This is a genomic window from Bauldia sp., from assembly GCF_020442045.1.
In the GTDB taxonomy this organism is placed as follows: Bacteria; Pseudomonadota; Alphaproteobacteria; order Rhizobiales; family Kaistiaceae; genus Bauldia.
Genome location: NZ_JAGRLA010000002.1, coordinates 40,809 through 62,624, shown reverse-complemented (window position 1 = coordinate 62,624; position 21,816 = coordinate 40,809). Strand labels below are relative to the sequence as shown.

Here is a 21,816-nt window from a genome sequence, read left to right as displayed (position 1 = left end):
CGGCTCAGCCTTCCTTTCCCGAGACTCCCGCCTGGGAAAAGGTCGCCATCCCGGCATGCACCCGCGCGGCCGAGCGGACGATGCCGGCGGCAAGGGCTGCGCCGCTTCCTTCCCCGAGCCGCATATCCAGATCGAGGAGCGGCCGCCTGCCCATCCGGTCAAGGGCCCGGCGATGCCCTGGTTCGGTCGACAGATGGCCGAACAGGCAATGGTCGATCGCGCCGGCATCCATGGCATGGATGACGGCCGCCGCGGACGTCGCGACATAGCCGTCGACGATGACCGGAATGCGTCCGTGGCGCGCGGCGAGGATGGCGCCGGCCATCGCCGCGACCTCCCTGCCCCCGACGCGCCTGAGCACCTCGAGCGGGTCCGACAGGCCGTTGCGGTGAACGTCGAGAGCCGCCTCGACCGCGGCGGCCTTCCGCTCGATTCCGGACGCGTCGAGCCCGGTTCCCGGCCCCACCCATTCCACTGCCGGCCCACCATAGAGCGCGTTGAAGATCGCTGCGGCGACCGTCGTATTGCCGATCCCCATCTCGCCGACACAAAGCAGGTCGATGCCGCCGGCCGTCGCCTCCATGCCGAAAGCCATCGCCCTCGCGCAAGCGACCTCGTCCATCGCCGCCTCGACCGTGATGTCGCCGGTCGGAACGTCGAGGCCGAGGTCGAAGACCTTGAGGCCGAGATCGAGGGTCAGGCAGATCTGGTTGATCGCCGCCCCGCCGGCCGCGAAATTCTCGACCATCTGCTGCGTCACCGCACCGGGAAAAGCCGAGACGCCACGGGCGACGACGCCGTGGTTGCCGGCGAATATCGCTACCAGCGGCCGGTCGACGGTCGGCGGCGCCTTGCCCTGCCAGCTTGCGAGCCATTCGGCGAGAGTCTCGAGCCGCCCGAGCGAGCCGGCCGGCTTGGTCAGCTCGGCATCCCGGGCACGAACCGCAGCGGCCGCCGCCTCATCGGCATCCGGCATGCTCCTGACCAGGTTCCGTATGTCGTCGAAGGGCAGCACCGATTCGGCGGGCGGCATCATGGGCTCCGTTGGGCGTCTCTTGGACGCGCCGTGAGCGTGGTTCTATAACCCGAGTCGGATCGTTCACAAGCAACCGTGGCGGGACGCTGCCCCATATGCCAGCCGCAGACCGACTTGGTGGATATGCCGCCTCGCTTGGCGAGGACCTGGCGACGTCCATCGGCTTCCTGACGCGCCTCCCGGTCGCGCGGCTCCTGCCGGTCTCCGGCGCCCGCCCGGAATTCGGCCGGGCCTCGCGGATGTTCCCGGTCGCCGGCGCGCTTGTCGGACTCGTCGGCGGTGCGGTTATCGTGATCGCGGTCGGACTCGGCGTGCCGCTGCTCGTGGCGGCGGCGCTCGCGGTCGCCGCGACAATGCTGGTGACGGGCGGCCTTCACGAGGATGGGCTCGCCGATACGTTCGACGGCTTTGGCGGCGGAAACGACATCGCCGGCAAGCTTGAGATCATGCGGGACAGCCGCATCGGAAGTCATGGAGCGGCGGCGCTGGTCTTCTCGATCCTGACTCGGACTGCGGCGCTCGGGGCTATCGCGGCTTCGTCGGCTTGGGCCGCCGGCTTTGCCCTGGTCGCCGCCGAGGCGGTGTCCCGCACGGCGATGATGCGCATGTGGCACGACCTGCCTGCCGCCCGCGCCGACGGCCTCGCCCACGACACCGGCCCGCCGGACTCCGGGGCGATGCTGACCGCCCAGGCGATCGCCCTGGCCCTCACCTTTGTCCTGGTGTGGCCGGGTGCCGGGCTCGCCGCTGTGATCGCCGGCATTCTCCTTTCGCTCGCGGGTACCTATATCCTTGCTTTCTGGACGCGCCGCCAGATCGGCGGCCGGACCGGAGATACGCTCGGTGCCTGCCAGCAGATCGCCCTTGTGTCGTTTCTGACAGGCGTCGCCGCCGCGACCTGAACGTCACCGTCGAAGCTGGGCAACAGCCGTGAGCGACGAACCCAAAAGGCCGAATACCCTGCTGCCCCGGCTGCTGCTGGGGCTGGCCGTGGTCGCGCTGGTGGTGGCGGGCGCGCTGTTCGCGACCGATGCCGGCATCACGATCGACGATATCGACCTGCCGCGTCTGGTCGCGCTCCTGGCGATCCTGCTCTTCGTCGGTGCCGGCGTCTTCGCGCGCCCCCTCGGCGCGTGGCAGATCCTGCGTTCGATGGCCGTCTGGGCCGCCATGATACTGGTGGTGGCGGGCCTCTATGCCAGCCGCGACCAGCTTGCGGGGTTTGCCGGCCGCCTGCTCGGCTCCCTCGCGCCGGGCATGCCGATTACCGGACGCCTGGCCGGGGCGGACGGAGCGGACAGCGTCGCCTTCATCCGGTCGTCGCAGGGCCATTTCGCGGTCCGCGCCATGGTCGATGACGTCCAGGTGGCGATGCTGTTCGATACGGGCGCGAGCTTTGTCACGCTCACCACGCGCGACGCCCGGCGCATCGGCATCGATCCCGCCTCGCTCGCCTACACCGTCCCGATCCGCACTGCGAATGGCGTGATGACGGCGGCGGCGATCACCCTCCATCGGATGAGCGTCGGTCCGATCGAACATCGCGACATCCAGGCGCTGGTCGCGCCACATGGCTCGCTGGAGCAGAGCCTTCTCGGCCTCTCCTTCCTCAACCGGCTGCACGGCTATTCGATATCCGGCGACCGGCTGATCCTGTCGCCATAAGGGTCACAGCAGCGACACCGCGAACCGGATCGCGACGACGACCAGGAATATTCCGAAACCCAGTTCGAGCTGCCGGCGGGTCAGCACATGGGCAATCCGGACGCCCAGCGGAGCGATCAGGACGCTGGCCGGGATGACCACCAGCACGCCGATGAGATTGACGAAACCCAGCGAGAATGGCGGCAGCAGCGGATTGCCCCAGCCCGCCCAGACGTAGCCGATCACCCCCGGTATCGAGATCAGCACCCCGACCCCCGACGACGTCGCGACCGCCTGATGGATCGGACGGCCGAAGAGGGTCATGTAGGTGTTGGTGATGATCCCGCCGCCGATCCCCATCAGTGTCGAGAAGAAGCCGATCAGCCCGCCGATGATCGCGCGCGACGGGTTGCCCGGGATGTCCTGCCCCAACTGCCAGCCTTGCCTCTGCAGGATCAGCTTCAGCGCAACGGCAAGCGCGATCGCGGCGAAAATGCCTCTCAGCGCGGCGCCCGATATCGACGCCGCGACGATCGAGGCGACGATCACCCCCAGGGGAACCGGGATCAGGAAACTCCGGAAGAGAGCCATGTCGACCGCGCCACGGCGCTTGTGCGCGAAGAAGGATCGCAGGGAAGTCGGAACGATGATCGCCAGCGACGTACCGACGGCAACATGCATCCGCACCGACTCATCGACGCCGAGGTAGACGAGTGCCTGGTAGAGCACCGGAACGATGACCGCTCCGCCGCCGATCCCGAAGATACCCGCGAGGAGGCCTGACAGCGCCCCGGCCAATAGAAGCGCGATGCCGAGCTGGATCAGCTCGGCCGACGTGGCGGTGATCTGCATGCGCCCCCCCGAAAGTGCGAAGAACGCCGCCGGTCAGGCGGGCTGGAGGTCGATCAGGCCTGTTTCGGACGTTTGCCCGAGAATGTCCAGCCCGCCGGCCTCGACCGCGGCAAGCGCCTCGAACAGCACCTCCACGCCCGCGTCGGGACGTGCGCCTTCGACGGAGAGGATGCGCCGCCACTGGCGCGCGCCGGGACGCCCGTGAAACAGGCCCAGCATGTGCCGGGCGGTCTGGGACAGGCGGGCGCCACGTGCCAGCTCCTTCTCGACATAGGGAACCATCGCCAGGGCGGCGGCCCGGACATCCTGCGGCGCGTCGATGCCAAAGAAGCGCCGGTCGACATCGAGCAGGATAGCCGGGGTATGATAGGCGGCGCGGCCGAGCATCACGCCATCGACATGGTCGAGCTGGCGGGAGGCCTCATCGAGCGAAGGGATGCCGCCATTGATACCGACGAAGACGTCGGGCAGGCGCCGCTTCAGGGCATGGACCCGGCCATAGTCGAGCGGCGGAACCTCGCGGTTCTCCTTCGGGCTCAGCCCCGAGAGCCATGCCTTGCGGGCATGGACCCACAGCCCGTCGCAGCCGGCCGCCACCACGGCGTCGGCGAGTGCGTCGAGCGCCGGGCCGGTGTCCTGGTCGTCGACGCCGAGCCGGCATTTGACCGTCACCGGGACATCGACCGCGGATTTCATCGCCGCCACGCAATCGGCGACCAGGCCGGGCGTCAGCATCAGGCAGGCGCCGAAGGTTCCCGACCGCACCCGATCGGACGGGCATCCGACATTGAGATTGATCTCGTCATAGCCGCGATCCTCGGCGATGCGCGCCGCCTCGGCGAGCTTCGCCGGATCCGACCCGCCGAGCTGGATGGCGATCGGATGCTCCTGCCGCGAAAATCCCAGCAGGCGCTCCCCATCGCCATGGAGAACCGCGTCGGCGACCACCATCTCCGTATAGAGCATGGCGCATCGGGTCAGGCGGCGATGGAAGAACCGACAATGACGGTCGGTCCAGTCCATCATCGGCGCGACGGCGAAACGCCGGGATACGCCAATCCGCGATTTTCTCTCACTTTTCAATACTTGGTACCGCTGAAGGCAATGGTGCGCCGCGATGGGCACCCTAGCAAAGCATCGCGCAAGGACGGGTCGTAGCATGGCGCGCGCGGATTGTCATAAGGCGCGGCGCCAGGATCGCCCTGCGAGGGAACGAGACCTTCAAGCGCGGGTCAACGACCATTGCCTGGCTCGGCCAATGCGAAGAACGGCCCCGGCGCGGTTGAAGCCGCACCCAGATCCAGATCGAGCGGCAACCAGGACCCGACTCGGGCCCGCGGGATCAAGCGGCGCGCGGCATCCGGGCGGACCCGTCGATAAGCGCGCCGCCTCGACGGACGCCGCGGGCACAGTCAGCCCACCACGAATATGCCGAACAACCGCCGGAGGATCGCTTCCGGCGCCTGCGCGACACCGTCCGCAAGTGCCAAGACCGGGCTAGGTTGCCAAACGTTCACCAGCCGAGAAGCGATGCTCGGCACCATCGCGTATCGCGAGTGAGACTTCGGTCCCCGGCGTGTGGCGCACGGCGCCTTCGCTCCTGACGACAACGGTGCCCAGCCCGGCGACCTCGACGTGGGAAATCGTTTCTGCCCCGAGCAGTTCCGAGTGCCGGATCTTGCCGCGCCACCTGCCGTCATCGCCCGTCGTTATGTCGATATGTTCCGGCCTGACGCCGAACGTGTCGATTCCGGGTTCGCCGACTGCCTCGCCGCTGAAGAGGTTCATCTTGGGCGAGCCGATGAAGCCAGCCACGAACGGCGTTCGAGGCGTCTCGTAGAGGCTCATCGGAGAGCCGACCTGCTCGATGATCCCCTTCGACAGGGTAACGATCTGATCGGCCATGGTCATTGCTTCGACCTGGTCGTGCGTGACGTAGACCATCGTGGCGCCAAGCCGATCATGCAATTCCGAGAGCTCGACACGCATCTGGCCCCGGAGCGCGGCGTCGAGGTTGGACAGAGGCTCGTCGAACAGGAACACCTTGGGCTTCCGGACGATCGCGCGGCCGATGGCGACGCGCTGCCGCTGGCCGCCTGAAAGCTGCTTGGGCTTCCGGTCGAGAAGCTGCGTCAGTTGCAGGATGTCCGCCGCTTCGCGAACCCGCTGTTCGCGCTCATCCTGCGGCATCTTGGCGAGCTTCAGCCCGAAGCCGATGTTGTCGGCGACCGTCATATGCGGATAGAGCGCGTAGGACTGGAACACCATCGCGATACCGCGCTCCGACGGTTCGGCGCCGGTCACGTCCTGGCCGCCGATCAGGATCTGGCCGTCGGAGACCTCTTCGAGGCCCGCGATCATCCGCAGGAGCGTTGACTTGCCGCAACCGGATGGTCCGACGAGCACGGTGAACGACCCGTCGGGGATCGTGAGATTGATATTGGGAATGACCTCGACCGCGCTGTAGGCTTTGCGGACGTTTTTCAGGATGACTTCGGACATCTTATCCTCCCAGACAGGGTTTCTTGCCGGCCGTGCAAGGCATCAGGCTGCCTCCTGCGGGGACCAGCGGCAGACTTCCGGCGCCACGGTCAGGGCGTCAGGGTAATGCACTTCAGTGATCCAGGTCGCTCCGTCGTCGAGTGCAATCTCGACGATGCCGTGATCGACGTAGACCTCACCCCTGAGCGGTCCGTCGGAGATGGGCAGCTGATAGCTGCCGGCGAAGGCGGGTGCCGCGGTCTCGGCCCAGGCACCGTAGCGGGTGACCATCAGGGAGCGACCATCTTCCGAGCGGCGAAGCTGCGGAGTGTCTTCGCCGAAGAGCCGGAGGACTTCGCCGGGGGCGAGCGTGAACTCTTCGCGGTAGGCGGCAACGCCGCCGGGCCCTGCTTCGGAGGCCAGAGGCAGCGACCTCCGGACGGTCTCGGGAAGGCGCTGGATCAGCCTCAGGCCGCCTGGCGTTTGCCTCAGGGAAAGCTCCCGCGGGTGCGTCAGTGCTCCGCGAAACGCCACGGTTGGCGTTTGGCGCGCGTAGCGCCAGTTCGACGCCCAGGCGAGCCAGACGGGCGTGCCGCCGTCCGAGCGGAAGAAACTCTGGGCGGCGTAGAAGTCGCGACCCCAATCGGCCCAGAGGACCTGGTCGGGCGCGTTTCGATTGATGAACCTCCGGCCATCGAAATCGCCGACGAAATACTGTGTCCCGGTCCCCCCTCCCGGCACGCCGCCGGCAACACCGACGGAAAGGACCCAGGCGGTTTCACCCTCCGGGGTCGCGAGTTCGAAAAGATCGGGGCACTCCCAGGGCGCGTCGGTGTGAAACCCGTCATTCGCACCGAATACGCTTTCGAACTCCCAGGCGACGAGATCCTGGGACGAATAGAACGCGATCTCCTGCCCGGTGGTTATCAGCATGATCCAGCGCCCCGAGCTTTCGTGCCGAATGACCTTCGGATCCCGGAACACGCCCGCCCCGTGGCTGGTCAAGACAGGGTTGGCCGGGTCGCGGCGGAACGTTCCGGCGTCGAGGTCGGCGTGCACCAGGGACTGGCGCTGGCACTCCCCTCCGGACGGAAGCGGCTTGTGCTCGGTAAAGAGGAGCTTCACGCCGTCATCCGTGGCGACGGCCGAGCCGGAATAACACATCCACTCGCCCTCGGGAGCAAGCGCGTCGGGATGGTGGACCCAGCTCACAAAGTCGCGCGTCGAGGCGCGGCCCCAGTGCATCCGGTCGTGGAGCGTGCTGCCCGGGTCGTGCTGGTAGAAGACATGCCAGATGTCACCGATCTTGATCAGCCCGTTGGGGTCGTTCATCCAACCCTTTGGCGGGGTCAGATGAAGACTGGGTCGGAACGGCTCGTCGGTCATCATCTCACCCCTTGACGCCGGAGCTGACGACGCTGGCAATGAACTGTTTCTGCAGGAGCAGGAAGAACAGGATCACCGGTATCGCCATCGACACGGCGAAGGCCATGATGTTGCCCCAGGCGGCCTGGTTGGTGCCGAAGTAAGCGGACATGGCAACCGAGAGCGGCCGGACCTCGGGGCCACGGGTAACCATGACCGGCCAGAGATAGCTGTTCCAGATTTCCAGGAATTGCAGGACCGCGATGGCCGAGACGACGGGCTTCGACAGCGGCATCGCGATGTGGCGATAGATCTGGAAGAAGCTGAACCCGTCCACCCGCGCCGCCTCGATCAGGTCGCGCGGCAGGCGCGAGAAGAACTGGTAGAACAGGAAGATCGCCATGGCATTCGCGACGCCGGGCAGGATCTGCACTTCGTAGCTGTCGATGATTCCGGCCCGTGATGCCATTATGAGCTGCGGCAGGACGAGACTTTCCGCCGGGACGACGAGCGTGGCCAGGATGATCGCGATCAGGAGCTTGCGTCCTCCGACCGTGCCCTGCGCCAGCACGAAGGCCGCCATCGAGTTGATCAGGATCGACAGGATCAGCGTGGTCAGCGTTATGAAGGTCGTGTTGAACAGGTACCGCAGGAACGGATGGACCGGGTCGGTCCAGACCTCGACGTAGTTCTGGCCGGAGATCACGGTTGGGATGAACGCGCGCCAGGTGCCCATGTCGACGAGGATGCGCTGTTCGTCGGGGTTCAGGCTGATGGTGATCGCCATCATCAGCGGCGCCACGACGCCGACGAAGAGGATACCGGCCGAAAGCATCGTGAAGCGCGACGGACGGGTCGATGACAGGGTCGCCATACTCAGGTCTCCTCTTCGTTCTTGAAGATCTTCCGCTGCAGCAGCGCGATGGCGGTGACGGCAAGGAAGAACATCACTGCGACCGCCGAGGCGAACCCGACCTTCTGCGTCTGATACCCCTCCTTGAAGAGGTAGTAGATGATCGTCGTGGTCGATCCATTGGGACCGCCGCGCGTCAGGATCGCGATCTGGGTGAAGAGCTTGAGCGCACCGATGGTGGTGATGATCAGAAGGAAGATGTTGACGTTGCGAAGGCCCGGCCAGGTGACGTTCCAGAACTGCTGCCAGCGCGTGGCGCCGTCGATCCGAGCTGCCTCGTAGAGCTCCTCGGCGATGTCCTGAAGGCCGGCGAGGTAGATCAGCATCTGGTACGGGAAGGTCGCCCAGGCGGACAGGACCACGATGGCGACCATCGCCGTCGAGGACGAGCCGAGCCAATCGACGTAGTTCCCGCTGCCCGCGAAAAGCTGGAAGACCGCGTTGAAGGGACCGTTGGGGATACGGTACAGCACCGCCCAGATCGCGACGATCACCGTCATTGGAAGCAGCAACGGCAAGATGGCGACGGTTCGGAGCGCGGCCCGGAGGCGCAGCTTCGAGTTGAGGATCATCGCCGCGCCCAGCGAAATCGCCAGCTGGAACGGCACGACGAGGACGGCGAAGAGCACGGTGTTCCCGACCGCCTGCCAGAATTCATCATCCGTGAGGATGCGTTCGTAGTTCCGGAAGCCAACGACCTGAGTCGGGATCGGACGGGGGACAAGCCGCTGGTCGGTGAAGGAAAACCAGATTGACAGGAAGAAGGGCAGGATGACGATCAGGGACAGGCCGAGGATTGCGGGGCTCAGCATGAGCCATTGCTGACGGCGCGATTTGGATTTGAGGCTCATGTGCGCTCTCCTGCGTGACGGTTCGTGATCTGAAAGGATCCCCGGCAGCGGACGGGCCGCTACCGGGGACAGGGAGGATCACTGGTCGAAGGGCGGATAGCCTGCGTTGTCCTCGATATCCTCGTCGATGGTCTCGGCGGCCTTGTCGAGCTCCGCCTTCACGTCAGCCGTACCGGTCATGATGTTGTCGATCGCCCCGGCGAAAGCGGCCGTGATCACCGGATAGGCCGGGTGAACTGGACGCACGATGGCGCAGCAGGCGGCCTGCTTGGCGAACAGCTCACCCTCGCCGCCCTCGCCATACCGCGCCGAAAGCGGTACGGCGGAAGCCCGGGCCGGGATATAGCCCGTCATGTCGGCGTATTTTGCGACCTGGTCGGTCGACATTGCGAAGTTGAGGAACTTGCCCACTGCGTCGAGGTTCTCCGTCGAAGCGGGCACAGCCCAGCCCCAACCGCCGTTTGGCGAGACAGGACCGGCCTCGCCGAACGAGGGTGCCGGGATCAGCACGAGGTCGTCGCCGAGCCCTTCCTTGTGCGCGCCCCACATCCAGTTGCCGACCCAGGAAAGCGCGGCTGTCTTCTCGCCGTAGAATTTGTTGTCGCCCGCCGAGGCCGGAACGACATAGCCGGCGTTGACCCAGTCCTGCAGGGTCTGCAGCACCGCGACATTGGACTCGGAGTTTATCGTGCCATCAGCGTGCCAGGTCTTTCGGTCGATGATGTCGCCTCCGGCGGACTGGATGAACGGAGAAAAACCGTAGGTCAGCCACTCGCCCGCGCCGTAGTTCAGCTTGACATCGAGCGGCCATTCGATGCCGTCCTGCTCCTTCAGCTTGGCCAGCACGTCGCCGAGTTCCTCGGCGGTCCATGCGTCTTCGATCGAGGTCGGGATCTCGATGCCGGCGCTTTCGAGGATGGCCCGGTTGCCCCAGAGAAGGACGGAACTGTCATAGGGGCTGACGAAATAGAAGTCCTCGTCGGGACCATAGGTGCCCTGGGCCCGGACGGCCGGCAGAAGGTCGTCGAGGACGGCGCCGTCGAGCAGGTCGCCGATGGGCTGGATCGTCCCCGCCCAGGCCATCGCAGCCATGTTGGGGCCGTCGATCATGATCACGTCGGGAAGATCGCCGGCAAGCGTCGCCGCGTTGATGGCGTCGTTGTAGCCGGGGATCGGCACGAGCTTGACGGTCACGCCTGCGTCGCTGGCGTTGAAGGCTTCTTCGAGTTGGACGAAGTATGCCTTCTCGGCATCTCCGTCGATGACCCAGGCAGTGATGTCCTGCGCGCAGACGGCGCTGGCGGACATGAGTCCATAAACCGCTGCTGCGGCGGTGAACAGAGCTTTCATGGTGACCTCCCAGATTGGTTTACCGAGGCCCTCCCAAGCCACGGACTTCTATCTCTCGCCATAATGACAACGTGAGACATTTTTGAGCATGGCCAAAATGGCGCACGTTGTCAATACTCCTGTCACTGGTGTTCCGGCGGCCGTCTTCCTAGAAGGATGCCCGGTCTTGCAAGGTCCCGGGAATTCTCACGATTTCGGGCGCGCCGTCGCTTGCGGCGCAGGCCGCAACCATCGCCTGTCGACCCATTTCGTAGTACGGCAATGCCATCGTCGAAAGGCCCGGCGTCAGGTTCGCGGCAATCGGCTCCTGGTTGTCGAAACTCGCGACGCCCACGTCACGCCCGACCTCGAGACCAGCGCGCCAGAGCTGTGCATAGACCTGCATCGCCATCTGATCCTGGCCGCACAAAACCAGATCCGGCCGCTCCTTGTCCGACAGGAGCGGCGGCAGGACATCGTCGACGCATTGGCGATGCCCCCCATCCACCGCAACCGTTCCTTCGAGCACACGGTCGGCGACCTCCAGACCGCAGGCGCGCGCCTCGTCGATGAAGCCGTCTCGTCTGAGTTTCGCCGCAACGTGGTCTTCCGAAAGGTTCAGGAAGAAGGGCCTGCGGTAGCCACGCTCGAAGATCGTCCGCGTCAGGTCACGCGCCATCTGGTAATCGTCCGGCACGAACGCCAGCGACGGCGTCTCGGGATCGAAGCAATTCAGCAAGATTCGCCGCCGCGGAGCCGGATCGAGGCGGACGGCCTGGTGCGAGATCGTTGCGTATATGGCGGCGCCCGCCCGGAATTGCGCCAGCTCGGCCTCGGCAAGATATTCGTCCCGTGCCGTGCCTTGGGTGCTCAGGAGCATCATGCGGCGACCAAGTTCCCACGCCATGTCCTGGGCGCCCCGGATCAGGTCGATCGAGGAAAACGACGTCGCCACGCGATCGGCTATGAAGCCGACGATATCGCTCTGCTTCGTGCGCATGAGTTGGGCCGCGACGCTCGGCTGATACCCCATCTCCCGCATCAGCCTGCGCACTTTTTCGCGGGTCGCTGGCTTCACGCCCTCTTCGCCGTTCATGACGCGGGAGACGGTCTTCAGTGAAACCCCGGCGGCGCGGGCGATATCCTTTTGGGTGTTCATAACGGATTTGTCTCACGTAGGACACGGGCGTTTCAACTGGAAACACCGTATCTGGCCATGCGCATGGGTTTCAGGGACGCGTGATCGTCCTGGCGGAGATCATATGCAAGGACGGGTCGAAACGAAGGTCATCGGGCTCCGGGCGAGGGCTTGTCAAGACCATGACAGCGGGGCATGAACAGGTCGATACCGCCCGACACGCCCGACCATCCATTCGCCCGGCAACCACGGTTTGATCCCATGCCCCGCTTCTCGGCCAATCTCGGCTTCCTTTGGCCCGACCGTCCGCTGATCGAGCGCATCGACGCCGCGGCCAGGGCCGGTTTCAAGGCAGTCGAGTTCCACTATCCCTACGCTACGCCAGCCGAGGCATTGCGCGAGGCCTGCGCGCGCAACGGGGTCCGGATCCTCGGCATCAACACCGATATCGGCGCGGGCGCCACCGGCCATCGCGGACTGGCCGCCGTTCCCGGCCGGGAAGCAGACTTCGAGGCGCTTGCCAACCAGGCGATCACCTATTGCCACGCGGTCGGCGGGACGGCGGTCCATGTCATGGCGGGCCTCGTCGCCGACGAAGACCGCGCCGCGGCCGCTGACGTGTTGGTCGCCAATCTGCGGAAGGCAACGGCCAGGGCCGCGGAGCATGGCCTGACGATCCTGCTCGAGCCTCTCAACCCGCGCGACATGCCCGGCTACTTCTATTCGCGCGTCGAGCAGGCGGCCGAAATCATCGACCGGGTCGAGGCGCGGAACCTGAAGCTGATGTTCGACATGTATCATGTCGGCGCATGCCAGGGAGACGTCCTGACGCGCATGCGCGAGCAGTTCGGCCGCATCGGACATGTCCAGATCGCCGCCGTGCCGAGCCGGGCCGAGCCGGACGAAGGCGAAATCGCCTATGGACGGGTGCTGAGGACCCTCGACGGCCTCGGCTATGACGGCTGGGTCGGCGCGGAATATCTCCCGCGCAGCGGGACGGACGAGGGACTCGTCTGGCTCCAGAGCCTCGGCATGTCGCTCTGATGCCTCAAGCGGTGTGAGCAAGGCTCCCGGCGTCCCGCCGGGCGGCGAGAAAGTCATCGATCCTGGCGGCCGACATCACATCGGCCAGGTAGAATCCCTGCAGCTCGCGACATCCCACCTGGCAGAGCAAGCGCGCTTCCTCGGCGCTTTCGACACCCTCGGCGGTCACCTTGAGGTTGAGCGCATGGGCGAGGTCCACCGTCGCGCGGAGAAGCTTGAGCTTGTCCTCGTCCACGGTAATGCCATCGACCATCGACCGGTCGAGCTTGATCTTGTCGAGGGCGAAGCTGCGGAGATAGCCGATGCTGGAATAGCCCGTCCCGAAATCGTCGAGCGCGACGGCGACCCCGAGGCCACGAACCGCATCGATGGTTCGGCGGATCTGGTCGGGACGGCCGAGCAGCTCGCTCTCGATAACCTCGATCTCCATGCGGCTCGCCGGCAACCCGGTCTCGGCCAATATCCTGGCGACGTGACCGTCGAAATTGGGATTGCGGAACTCCAGCGTCGAGATGTTCACCGCGAGCCAGACATCCTGCCAGTCGCGCGCGTCGCGGCACGCCCGGCGGAGCGTCCACTGGCTAAGGGCGTCGATCAATCCCGATTCCTCGGCGATCGGTATGATCACTTCCGGAGAAACCGCGCCAAACAGCGGCCGCTCCCAGCGCAGCAATGCCTCGACCCCGACGACATCCCGCGTCTCCGCGTCGAAAACCGGCTGGTAGACGAGGTCCAGCTCGTCGCCGAGGAGCGCCCGCCGCAGATCGTCCGCCAGCTCGAGCCGTTCATGGCGAACCGTGTCGATGAACGGCTCGTAGACGAAGAAGCGGTTCGAACCCAGCGACTTGGCCTGATCCATCGCCACGTCGGCCCGGCGCAGCAGCTCCTGCGCCGAGGGATCGATTGTGTCGGCCACCGCGATGCCGACATTGGCGGCGATGGAGATCACCCGGCCGTCGATGACGAACGGCACGGCCAGCGAGTCGATGATCTTCCAGCCGATGGTGCAGGCGGCCTCGACGGCCTTGCGGTCGCAGACGACGAAGACGAACTCGTCTCCACCGATCCGGGCGAGAAGATGCTCCCCGGCACACTCCTGGAACAGGCCTGCGATCTTCACCAGCAGCCGGTCACCGGTCTCATGGCCGAAGGTGTCGTCAACGTCCTTGAACCGGTCGAGATCGACATAGATGGCGGCAACCCCCTCGCCCCCTTTCCGCTTCGCAAGCGCCTCGTCGATCGTCGTCACCGCGACCGAGCGATTGGGCAGGCCGGTCAGTTGGTCATGGGTCGCCATATGCCGGGCTTCGGCTTCCTTTTGCTTGATCGCGTCGACGCTTCGTCGCGCGACCACGAGCAGGAAGATCATCACCACGCATATCAATGCCAGCATGACGAAGACCGCGGGGCCGATCCGCGCCCTCGCCTCGTTGCCGAGCGCCCGCGACGTCCAGTCAAGCGCCGCCAGAACGGTACCGGACGGATCGGTAATGGTAACGGATGAAGGCCCGGCCGCCCCGGCATCCACGAGCCTGAGACCTTCTATGAGATAGTCTTCCCCGAGACTTGCGACCGCCGCCCCGTCGAATGCATGACTGATCAGGAGCAGCCGCGAGGCCGCCGGCCGGGGCGAATAGTCCTCGGAAAACGGAACCACGGGGCCGACGGCGACTTTCGCCAGGCCCCATTTTGTTTGCAAAATCCCCGTTTTCACGGCGTATGTCTTGCCGTCACGCGGGAGCGAGGCGATCAACTTCGCAAGCTGGTCGCCGTAGACCGAAGCCGAGCTCTCTTCCAGCCGCTCGCCGAAATGGTAGCCGACGACGTCGCGGCCGGACTCGTCGATCAGATAGAAGCTGTCGAAGAAGACGGCGTCTATCGCCGCCGACACATACCCCTCGTCGAGGAATTCCTCGTCCACCCGGCCATAGAGATTGCGGACCGCGTCATCCCAGGAGGCATAGTCGCGGTGAGAATCGCCGATACGGCGAAGGCTGACCTGGATCGCGGCCTCGGCGGACCGCGCGGTCAGCCGATCTTCGATACGATTGACCTCGTTCGCCATTTCACCGAGCGAGACGATGACGATGGTCAGCGCGCCGACGAGCACCACAACCGCCGGCAATAGGATGCGGATTCCAAACCGGGAAATGATCGACTCGAGCTTCGGCATCTGCCGTTTGTCCGCGGATCGAGGCGCTTCGGGAAGCGCCGGCCGTGCCCCGGGATACCGGGGCCAGGCGACCGGCCCGCCCCTTATCTCGCGACCGCCTCGCGATCGTCCCTGGCGCCGAGAACGAGGCGCCTCTGCTCGCCGGCCTTCTCCAGCAGGTCGGTGATCTGCTCCCCGGGAATCGGCCGGCTGATCAGATAACCCTGGACATATTCGCACTGGACGAGACGCAGGAGCTTCAGCTGATCCTCGTTCTCGATCCCTTCCGCGATCACCGACAGGTTCATCGCGTCGCCGAGCGACACCAGGGACTGGATAAGCGCATTGGCGGTCGCGTTCAGGCCGATGTCGCGCACGAAAGACCGGTCCACCTTGAGGATGTCGAAGGGGAACTGCCGCAGGTAGCCGATCGACGAGAAACCGGTTCCGAAGTCGTCGAGCGAGAGCGTGAAGCCCATTTCCTTGAGCTTGGCGAGCTTTCGCTTGGCGATGGTCGGGTTGTTGACCAGGATGCCTTCGGTGAGTTCGAGCTCGAAGCGGCTCGGCTCCAGGCCATGGCTTCGAACCGCCTCCAGCAGCCCCGTCGCGAAGTCCGGATCACGCAACTGGACCGGCGACAGGTTGATGGCCATCTTCATCCCCGGCCAGTTCGACGCGTCCTTGCAGACGCGGTCGACCACGAAGCGCCCGATATCGTGGATCAGACCGGTCTCTTCGGCGACCGGGATGAAGGTTGCCGGCGAGACGGTGCCGAGTTCCTTCGACGTCCAGCGCAGCAGGGCTTCCATGCCGACGACCGCCAGGTCGCTGGCGCGCACCACCGGCTGGTAGAAGACCTGGAGATCGCCGAGATCGATCGCCCTGCGAAGCGACGTCTCGATCTGCTTCTTCTCGAGCGCCCCGGTCTCCATGGTGGAGTTGTAGAGGACCGCTTCCCGTTCGGCGCCGTTCTTCGCGTGGTACATCGCAATGTCGGCGCGACGGACAATCTCGCTCGACGTCAGCCCCGTGCCGCCGGCGACCGCGTAGCCGACGGCGACCGAGACGTGGAACTCGAAGCCGTGCACGGTAAAGGGCTGATCGAGGCATCCGACGACGTCGGCGGCGGCGCTGGCGGTCGTCTCGCGCACCGAGTCACCGGTTATGGCGACCGCGAATTCGTCGCCGCCGATCCGCGCGAATGTGGCATCGTCCGGGAGGGCACCGGTTACGCGCCTTGCAAGCGCCTTGACCAGCTCGTCGCCGCCATGATGGCCGATCGAGTCGTTGACCGCCTTGAAGCCATTGATATCCATGTAGATGATCGCCAGCTTGCCGTTGGCGCATGCCTGCTCGTAGGCGGAGGATTCGAGCAGTTCCGTGAAGCCGGTACGGTTCATCAACGCGGTCATGCTGTCGGTCCGCGCGGCGATGACGGCTTCCTTCTCGCTGTCGCTCAACGCGATCGCTATCCGGCGCGCCCTGAATGCGGTCGTGAAGGCGACCACGCAGAACAGCGCCAGCGCGATGGTGATCGGCAGGAGGACGTTGCGGAGGACCGCATAGCCCGGCGTCGGCGGCGTCCAGACGAAATGGCCGATCGTGTTGCCGAAGATATCGACGATCGGCGGCGCATCGGGAAACGCGGCCTGGTTCGGATCGCCCGCCAACTCGATATGCAGGTCATCGATAAGGAACGACCGGCCAAGGTCGAGCAGCGCATCTTCGTTCAGCGTGATGCCGACGACGAAGAACGGCAGCTTTGCCGGGTCCTGCTTGTCTTCCTCGTAGACCGGGGTGACGCGGGAGACCGCGATCAGCATGATCGTGCCGTCGACGTCCAGAAACGCGCTTCGCGCCGCGAAATTCTCGATCGGCATACCCTCGGCCAGCTTGTCGATGCCCTGGATCACCGTGGGCGGAAGGATTTTGTCGGCCGTGAGCTCGTCGCCCAGCACATATGCATAGTCGATATCGCCGGCGGGGGAGACGACCGCCATGATATCGGCGATCTCGGTTTCCGCGACGCTGGACTCAATGTTGGTGCGCATCCATTCGTCGTCGCGCGTCACATACGCGTCGTAGAAGTCCTGCCACCAGGCGTAATCATTCGCGAGGCCGTTGACCCGTCGGACCATGGCTTCCACGCCGCCGACCACCATCGTCTCGGTCGACTTGGCGGCCTGGTCGTTCTGGCGCGCCGCCATCCAGAATATGGCGACGACGACGGTAACCACCGTGATCACGATACCCGCAATCAGGTTGAGCGTGATACGGCTGGTGATTCCCTTGTTCATTTCTCGGATGCCCTGCAGCCCTTAGCTAAGGCCCTCACCGTCACACGAAACAATTTCCATATGTTTAAGAGAAAACCGGCGCGAATTTATGCACTCGCGCTACGAATGCTGTCGGCAGGTGGATTGTTCCGAGCAATCGCAAATTGTCGTTTGGTTTAAATCCTGCGTCTCGATCGATTCATCGTAGCCGCCCCGCGGTAATGCACCCATAAGTTTAGTTCGCGTGCGAAAACCGATTTCAAGCTGCCTCGGCGCCTGGGCGGGGCCGACACCGGCCGGGCAATCGTCCATTATGGTTAATCCAATGTTTTAGAAGACAATTTGCTGAGGATTCCAGAGGCTGGCGACGCTTCGCGCGGGCCTCGAATGGTTGACAATTCATTAACCGGCGCGCTTAGATTTCCCAGTAATGCGGTAAGGTATTGTTAACCAGTGCGAGGAGGCGGCGGTGCGGCGCCGTTTGCGTGTCTCACCACGAGATTCCGTCACTTCGTTGCCGGGCGGCCTGGTACCGGATGCGCTTTTGGCCGGACGTCCCTGATTGTCCGGAAGCGGGTTATTCGGCGTCTAGTGGCATGAGGTGAAGTGAGTCATGAGTTATACGAATAACCAGCTCGTCGAGGTTCGTGACTTCAGTGCCGAGCACAAGGGCGTCTTCGCCAAGGCGAGGATCAGGAAAGACGAGTTGATCGGGTTCTTCGACGGCAAGGCCGTGATGGTCGATCTCGACAGCAGGGATGAGCTCGATGTCTTCTGGTGGCGGCAGTCGGTTCACCTGAAGCGCGAGGGCTCGAAACTTCTCTGCCTGTTGCCGCAGTGGGAGCCGGATGGCGTCGACTTCCTCAACCACAGCTGCCGGCCGACTGCCCGCGTAGAGGACAAGCTCTACGTCTATGCCAATCGGGACATCGAGGCGGGCGAAGAGATCACGGTCGACTATCGCTCCTTCAACCTGGTGCCGGAGGGCATCAAGTGCTGGTGCCCCGAAGGGCGCTGCATGATCTGAACAAGGCAGCCCGCCGCCCGAGGCTGCGGGACATGCGCTGCCGGCAACCACCAGACGACGGATTGCAGGGATGGTGGCTGACACTCATCGGGGCCTTGGACGGTCACCGGCGTTACGCGGCGGTACCCTCCGTGTTTCCCAGCTTCCTGCCGGCGTCCGCGTCTTCGGCGGTGGAGTATGTGAGCTCCTCTCCGGCGGCGATATCCCGAAGGGCGAAGGCCGACAGAAACCCCTGGACGGAATGATCGCGGGGCCCGCAATTCGGGTCGTCGGCATAGTTGAAGTGACGGGCATTGTCACAGCACAGGACGAGGCTGTTGAGCCCCTGCTCGACGTAGCAATAGAAGAGGATGGCCTCCCGCTCGAGCGGTTTGAGGGTCGCCAGCTCCACGTCGGAGAAAACCTGATCGAAGCCGGGCGTGAATTCCCACACCCGGGTTCCCTCCGGAATGGAATCCCGGGCGAAGATTCCGATGCCGTGAATCGGACTCCTGTCGAGATAGTTGGGGACAAGCATCATCTCGGCAATTCTCCAGCCCGTCGTCGATTGCGGCCTGTTATAGCCAAGTCGGCCTCCGATCCAACAGTCGGAGTGCGCTTCATCGACCCGGCGGGGGGCTTCGTCGCATGAGTTTCGCGGAGCAGAAAAAGCCCGTCGCGCCGCCGGCTACGGGCGGTGCAATGTCTGCGCCGGGGCGGCTCGTCTCCGTCAGGCAGGACAATATCCCGTTCGAACGGGAGCGGTCCGACTTCCGGCTGACCTGGGCGATCGCGGGCATTCTGGTCCTGATCGTGGTGGAATCGGTCATCTCCGCGTTCAGCTATCCCTATTTTTCGCTGGCCCTCGAAGACCACGGCCTGTCCAACTGGCTGATCGGGCTCAATGCCTCATTTGCCGGGGCGGGCATTCTCATGGTCGGTCCCTTCCTCCCCCGGCTGATCGCCGTCCTCGGGCTGCCGCGCTTCGCGGCGGCCATGTATGCGGTGCCGGTGCTCTGCTTCGCCGTCATCCTTGTCTTCGACGACGTGGCGATCTGGTTCGCCTCGCGTTTCGTCATGGGCGCCTGCTTCGCGGCGCTGTGGGCGACGACCGAAATCTGGCTCAACGGCCTGGCCAGCGATCATCAGCGCGGCCGCGTCATGTCTTTGGCAATGGTGCTCTATACGGGCGCCCAGTTTGTCGGCCCGCTGATGATCAACGCAACCGGCGTTGTCGGTTACCTGCCGCTGGTTGCGGCGATGGCGCCCCTCGCCGCGGCGGCGATCGTCGCCCTTGCCATACGCGAAGGCCCCTCGACCGGCCCCGGAGACCTGTCGGCCGTCGCCGGCCGCCTCGGCTTCCGCGCCGCGTTTTCCCTGGCGAGGTCGCTGATCATCGCGTCTTTCCTCGTCGGAGTCGCCTCGACCGCGATCTACAGCCTCCTCCCCTTGTTCGGCGTCTCACGGGGCCTGGACGACGAGGCGGCCTCGACGCTGGTCGCCGTCTTCGGTCTGGGCGAGGCGATGCTGGTGCTTGTCGTCGGCTTCCTCGCCGACCGCTACGGACGCTGGGAACTCCTGAAGCTTTGCGCGATCCCGACGCTGGCGATCGCCATCGCCCTCCCCTTCGTCGCGACCGTCATACCCGCTCTCGTGGTCCTGCTCTTCGTCGCGGGTGGCACGCTCGGCGCCATCTATACGCTCGGACTGATCCTGATCGGCCAGGACTTCAAGGGCCACAGCCTCGCGGTGGTCTCGACCGGCTTTGCGATGGCCTATTCCGCCGGGGCTGTCGTCGGCGCGACCCCGATCGGCTACCTCATCGACCTTTACGGTCCGAATGCCCTGCCGGTCGCGATTGCGGCCAGCCTGTTGCTGCTCGCCTATTTCGCCTATCGCGGCGAAGAAATCCGGGTGCGGCTCGACCGGCCTGTGACCGGTCTCGCCCAGGACAACCGCCCCGCCTCAGCTGCCGCCGACGATGGCGAAGCGGTCGACATCGAAGAGGCCGAAGTCGGTGATCTTGAGGTGCGGGATGACCGGCAGGGCAAGGAACGCGACCTGGAGGAATGGTTCCTCGAGCGTGCATCCGAGGCGACGCGCCGCGCTGCGGAGCGGCGAGAGCCCGCTGCGGACGGCCTCGAACGACCCGAGGCTCATCAGACCGGCAAGCGGAAGGGCAAGATCGGCAAGCACTTCGCCGCCTGAAGCGACGACAAAGCCGCCCTTCAGGTCGATCAATCGGTTGACCGCGACGGCCATGTCCTCGTCGTCGACGCCGATGACGCAGATATTGTGGGCATCGTGGGCGACCGACGACGCGATCGCGCCCCGTTTCAGGCCGAAGCCGGTGACGAAGCCGCGGCCGATGTTGCGATTGAGGCCGTGGCGCGCCACCACCGCGACCTTGGCGATATCGTTGGCGGCGTCCGCCAGGCGGACATTGCCCTTGGAAGGAACCGCCATGGTCCGGTGCTGGGTGATGATCAGCCCCGCCTCGACGCCGATCACCGGGAGGTCGGCCGGGCCACCCGCGACTTCGAAGTCGGCCGCGGAAACCGGCTCGGCCTTCATGCTGTCGAGACCGACCGGCGCGATCACCGGCCGGTCATCGAAGATGCCGGGCTCGACGAGACGCCCGGCCGAAATCACCGTGTTCACCGAACAGGCGGCGAGGTCCTCGACGAGCACGATATCGGCGCGCCGGCCGGGTGCGATCATGCCACGGTCGCGAAGACCGAAGGCGCGGGCGGCCGACCAGCTTGCCGCGCGATAGACGTGGTGCAACGGACGGCCGAGCGCGATCAGGGTGCGGATCATGTAGTCGAGATGGCCCTGCTCGGCGATGTCGAGCGGGTTGCGATCGTCGGTGCACAGGCACATGAAGCTCGACGTGTTCTCGTCGAGCACCTCGGCAAGCGCATGGAGATCCTTCGACACCGATCCCTCGCGAATGAGGATGGTCATTCCCTTCCTGAGTTTCTCGCGGGCCTCGTCGGCGGTCGTCGTTTCGTGGTCGGTGGCGATCCGGGCCGTGAGATAGCCGTTGAGGTCGGCGCCGCGCAGCAGCGGCGCGTGGCCGTCGATATGCCCGTCCTGGAACGGCGCCAGCTTGTCGAGCACCTCCGGATCGGCGGCCAGCACGCCGGGAAAATTCATGAATTCGGCGAGGCCGATCACCTTGGGATGGTCGCGGAATGGCAGGAGGTCCGCGGCAAGCAGCCGTGCGCCAGAGGTCTCGAAGGCCGAGGAAGGCACGCAGGAGGAAAGCTGGACGCGCAGGTCCATGACCGTCGCCTCGGCCGAGGCGAGGAAGTAGCGGATGCCCTCGACGCCGAGCACGTTGGCGATCTCGTGCGGGTCGCAGATCGCCGTGGTGACGCCATGGGGCAGGACGCAGCGGTCGAACTCGGCCGGGGTGACGAGGGACGACTCGATATGGAGATGCGTGTCGATGAAACCGGGAACCGCGAAGAGCCCCTTGCCGTCGATCTCCCGTTTGCCGCTGTAATCCTCATAAGTCCCGACGATGCGATCGCCGCAGATCGCGATGTCCGTGGTCGTCACGCCACCGGACAGGATGTCGAGCAACCCGACCTCCTTGATCACCAGGTCGGCGGGCTCCGTGCCACGGCCCTGGGCGATGGCCTGTTCGAGGAATGCATGCTGCGTCATCACCATATCCAGTCCTTGAGGCCGGGCGACCGGCGAACCATCACCCGGGAGTGA

17 protein-coding genes and 1 pseudogene are annotated in these 21,816 nt (G+C 65.1%); 5 read left to right on the top strand and 13 right to left on the bottom strand.

Going from position 1 to position 21,816, the window contains the following annotated elements:
- Positions 1–4: 4 nt before the first annotated feature.
- Complete coding sequence (cobT, locus tag KDJ86_RS00360; protein WP_291741364.1) at positions 5–1,033, bottom strand: nicotinate-nucleotide--dimethylbenzimidazole phosphoribosyltransferase; 1,029 nt, start codon at positions 1,031–1,033, stop codon at positions 5–7.
- Positions 1,034–1,131: 98 nt separating this feature from the next.
- Between cobT and KDJ86_RS00355 the strand changes: the two genes are divergently transcribed.
- Both KDJ86_RS00355 and KDJ86_RS00350 read left to right on the top strand, forming a co-directional pair.
- The gene (locus tag KDJ86_RS00355) at positions 1,132–1,938 is read left to right on the top strand and encodes an adenosylcobinamide-GDP ribazoletransferase (protein ID WP_291741361.1); all 807 of its coding nucleotides are present in this window, start codon (positions 1,132–1,134) and stop codon (positions 1,936–1,938) included.
- Between the two features lie 28 nt (positions 1,939–1,966).
- Positions 1,967–2,701, top strand: a complete 735-nt coding sequence (locus KDJ86_RS00350) for a retropepsin-like aspartic protease family protein (protein WP_291741358.1) — start codon at positions 1,967–1,969, stop codon at positions 2,699–2,701.
- A gap of 3 nt (positions 2,702–2,704) precedes the next feature.
- Here KDJ86_RS00350 and KDJ86_RS00345 read toward each other — a convergent pair whose 3' ends face one another.
- From KDJ86_RS00345 to KDJ86_RS00310, 8 genes are all read right to left on the bottom strand, one after another.
- Positions 2,705–3,532: a sulfite exporter TauE/SafE family protein gene (locus KDJ86_RS00345; protein WP_291741355.1), complete on the bottom strand. Its 828-nt coding sequence runs from the start codon at positions 3,530–3,532 to the stop codon at positions 2,705–2,707.
- Positions 3,533–3,565: 33 nt separating this feature from the next.
- Positions 3,566–4,558 (bottom strand): tRNA dihydrouridine(20/20a) synthase DusA, encoded by a 993-nt coding sequence (gene dusA, locus KDJ86_RS00340; protein ID WP_291741456.1) that lies wholly within the window; start codon positions 4,556–4,558, stop codon positions 3,566–3,568.
- 471 nt (positions 4,559–5,029) lie between these two features.
- The gene (locus KDJ86_RS00335) at positions 5,030–6,034 is read right to left on the bottom strand and encodes an ABC transporter ATP-binding protein (protein ID WP_291741352.1); all 1,005 of its coding nucleotides are present in this window, start codon (positions 6,032–6,034) and stop codon (positions 5,030–5,032) included.
- Between the two features lie 42 nt (positions 6,035–6,076).
- Positions 6,077–7,399 carry a glycoside hydrolase family 32 protein gene (locus KDJ86_RS00330; RefSeq protein ID WP_291741349.1) on the bottom strand — a complete coding sequence of 441 codons (1,323 nt, stop codon included), beginning with the start codon at positions 7,397–7,399 and terminating at the stop codon, positions 6,077–6,079.
- A gap of 4 nt (positions 7,400–7,403) precedes the next feature.
- Positions 7,404–8,252, bottom strand: a complete 849-nt coding sequence (locus tag KDJ86_RS00325; protein WP_291741347.1) for a carbohydrate ABC transporter permease — start codon at positions 8,250–8,252, stop codon at positions 7,404–7,406.
- 2 nt (positions 8,253–8,254) lie between these two features.
- On the bottom strand, positions 8,255–9,142 hold the full coding sequence (locus tag KDJ86_RS00320) for a carbohydrate ABC transporter permease (RefSeq protein WP_291741344.1): 888 nt from the start codon (positions 9,140–9,142) through the stop codon (positions 8,255–8,257).
- A gap of 78 nt (positions 9,143–9,220) precedes the next feature.
- A complete protein-coding gene (locus KDJ86_RS00315) occupies positions 9,221–10,492 on the bottom strand; it encodes an ABC transporter substrate-binding protein (RefSeq protein ID WP_291741342.1) in 1,272 nt (423 codons plus the stop codon).
- Positions 10,493–10,640: 148 nt separating this feature from the next.
- Positions 10,641–11,630 (bottom strand): LacI family DNA-binding transcriptional regulator, encoded by a 990-nt coding sequence (locus tag KDJ86_RS00310; RefSeq protein ID WP_291741340.1) that lies wholly within the window; start codon positions 11,628–11,630, stop codon positions 10,641–10,643.
- Positions 11,631–11,804: 174 nt separating this feature from the next.
- On the opposite strand from KDJ86_RS00310, the gene KDJ86_RS00305 reads away from it, so the two are divergent.
- On the top strand, positions 11,805–12,653 hold the full coding sequence (locus tag KDJ86_RS00305) for a hydroxypyruvate isomerase family protein (protein WP_367116728.1): 849 nt from the start codon (positions 11,805–11,807) through the stop codon (positions 12,651–12,653).
- 4 nt (positions 12,654–12,657) lie between these two features.
- Here the strand turns inward: KDJ86_RS00305 and KDJ86_RS00300 are convergent, their stop codons facing one another.
- A complete protein-coding gene (locus KDJ86_RS00300; RefSeq protein ID WP_291741338.1) occupies positions 12,658–14,826 on the bottom strand; it encodes a putative bifunctional diguanylate cyclase/phosphodiesterase in 2,169 nt (722 codons plus the stop codon).
- A gap of 83 nt (positions 14,827–14,909) precedes the next feature.
- Positions 14,910–17,102, bottom strand: a complete 2,193-nt coding sequence (locus tag KDJ86_RS00295; RefSeq protein ID WP_291741335.1) for a putative bifunctional diguanylate cyclase/phosphodiesterase — start codon at positions 17,100–17,102, stop codon at positions 14,910–14,912.
- 592 nt (positions 17,103–17,694) lie between these two features.
- On the opposite strand from KDJ86_RS00295, the gene KDJ86_RS00290 reads away from it, so the two are divergent.
- Positions 17,695–18,108 (top strand): SET domain-containing protein, encoded by a 414-nt coding sequence (locus KDJ86_RS00290; protein ID WP_291741332.1) that lies wholly within the window; start codon positions 17,695–17,697, stop codon positions 18,106–18,108.
- Between the two features lie 112 nt (positions 18,109–18,220).
- On the opposite strand, the gene KDJ86_RS00285 is transcribed toward KDJ86_RS00290, so the two are convergent.
- Positions 18,221–18,625, bottom strand: coding sequence for an SET domain-containing protein (locus KDJ86_RS00285; RefSeq protein ID WP_291741329.1), 405 nt, complete (start codon positions 18,623–18,625; stop codon positions 18,221–18,223).
- A 110-nt stretch (positions 18,626–18,735) separates the two neighbouring features.
- Between KDJ86_RS00285 and KDJ86_RS00280 the strand changes: the two are divergent.
- A pseudogene (locus tag KDJ86_RS00280) lies at positions 18,736–19,878 on the top strand (MFS transporter); the annotation flags it as partial.
- Positions 19,879–20,052: 174 nt separating this feature from the next.
- Here the strand turns inward: KDJ86_RS00280 and ade are convergent.
- Positions 20,053–21,768: an adenine deaminase gene (gene ade / locus KDJ86_RS00275; protein ID WP_521085240.1), complete on the bottom strand. Its 1,716-nt coding sequence runs from the start codon at positions 21,766–21,768 to the stop codon at positions 20,053–20,055.
- Between the last annotated feature and the right edge of the window lie 48 nt (positions 21,769–21,816).